Source organism: Bartonella rattimassiliensis 15908 (assembly GCF_000278215.1).
GTDB lineage: Bacteria > Pseudomonadota > Alphaproteobacteria > Rhizobiales > Rhizobiaceae > Bartonella > Bartonella rattimassiliensis.
The window spans coordinates 1-1,208 of record NZ_JH725075.1 but is presented as its reverse complement, the minus strand read 5'-3'; the positions used below and the strand labels follow the sequence as shown (position 1 = coordinate 1,208).

The following is a 1,208-nucleotide window of genomic DNA, read 5'->3' as shown; positions in this document are numbered from 1 at the left end:
ATAAGAAAGGACTAAAAATGGCTCTTATGAACCGTCTTAATGCAAGATCTGTCGCAACATTGGGGGCTGGCAAATATAATGATAGCGCCGGCTTGCTTCTTCACAAGCGTAAAGATGGTGGTGCTCAATGGATTTTACGGTATACCATTCACGGGCGCCGTTGTGAAATGGGTTTGGGTGCATTAAGACATGTCTCTTTAAAAAAAGCCCGTGAATTGGCAAATCAATGGCGTTCTGTTTTGCATGAGGGTCGTGACCCCATTAAAGAACGTGAAAAACAAAAGCGTGAGGCAATAAGCAATCTCCATTATTTAAAAGATATTGCACTAGATGCTTTTGAAAGTCGTAAAGCTGAATTAAAAGGAGATGGTAAGAATGGGAACTGGTTTGTACCCTTAAAACTTCACATTTTACCAAAACTAGGTTGTTTACCCGTTTCAGAGATTACCCAAACAGAGATACGCAATACCCTCGCTCCTATTTGGCATACAAAAGCTGGAGCAGCACAAGCAGCATTGATACGTCTTAATCTTTGTCTTAAACATGCGGCTGCACTGGGATTGGATGTTGATTTACAAGCAACAACAAAAGCACGCGCGCTCTTAGGAAAACAACGTCATAAGGTCACTAATAGACCAGCTATGGATTGGAAAGATGTGCCGGCTTTTTATAAAACACTTTGTCAAAAAATAACAATGACACAACTAGCCTTGCGTTTACTTATTTTGACAGGAGTTCGTACGCGCCCTTTACGTTATATCCATAAAGATCAAGTTGAGGGCGATATATGGACAATCCCCGCTGAAAATATGAAAGGAAAGCGTGATGCTACAACAGAATTTCGCGTGCCTTTATCTTCTGAAGCATTAGACATTTTGAAACAAGCGCGCTCGCTTTCACGCAATGATTTCTTTTTTTCTGCAACAGGTCGGGGGGCGCTTGGTGAGAAGTGTATGTCTCAATATATGTACGATATGCAAAAAACTGGACTGAACGCCTGCCCCCATGGCTTTCGCTCTAGTTTACGCAATTGGCTTGCTGAAACAACCGATGCCCCCTATGAGGTCGCTGAAACTATTCTAAGTCATACGGTAGGCGGCAAAGTAGAGCGTGCCTATCATCGGACTGACTATCTAGAACAGCGCCGTGTCTATATGGATAAATGGGCCGCTTATATCACTGGTCAATCTTAAGATATGGGGTGCATA

The 1,208-nt window shown here is 42.6% G+C and carries 1 protein-coding gene; it reads left to right on the top strand.

Annotation, left to right across the window (positions count from 1 at the left end; all coding sequences use genetic code 11):
* The first annotated feature begins 17 nt into the window (after positions 1–17).
* On the top strand, positions 18–1,193 hold the full coding sequence (locus MCY_RS08805) for a tyrosine-type recombinase/integrase (protein ID WP_007348031.1): 1,176 nt from the start codon (positions 18–20) through the stop codon (positions 1,191–1,193).
* Positions 1,194–1,208 lie beyond the last annotated feature (15 nt).

What these genes read in the sequence shown, in the direction of transcription:
- MCY_RS08805 (WP_007348031.1), top strand. Translation starts at nt 18, where the DNA reads ATGGCTCTTATGAACCGTCTTAATGCAAGATCTGTCGCAACATTGGGG.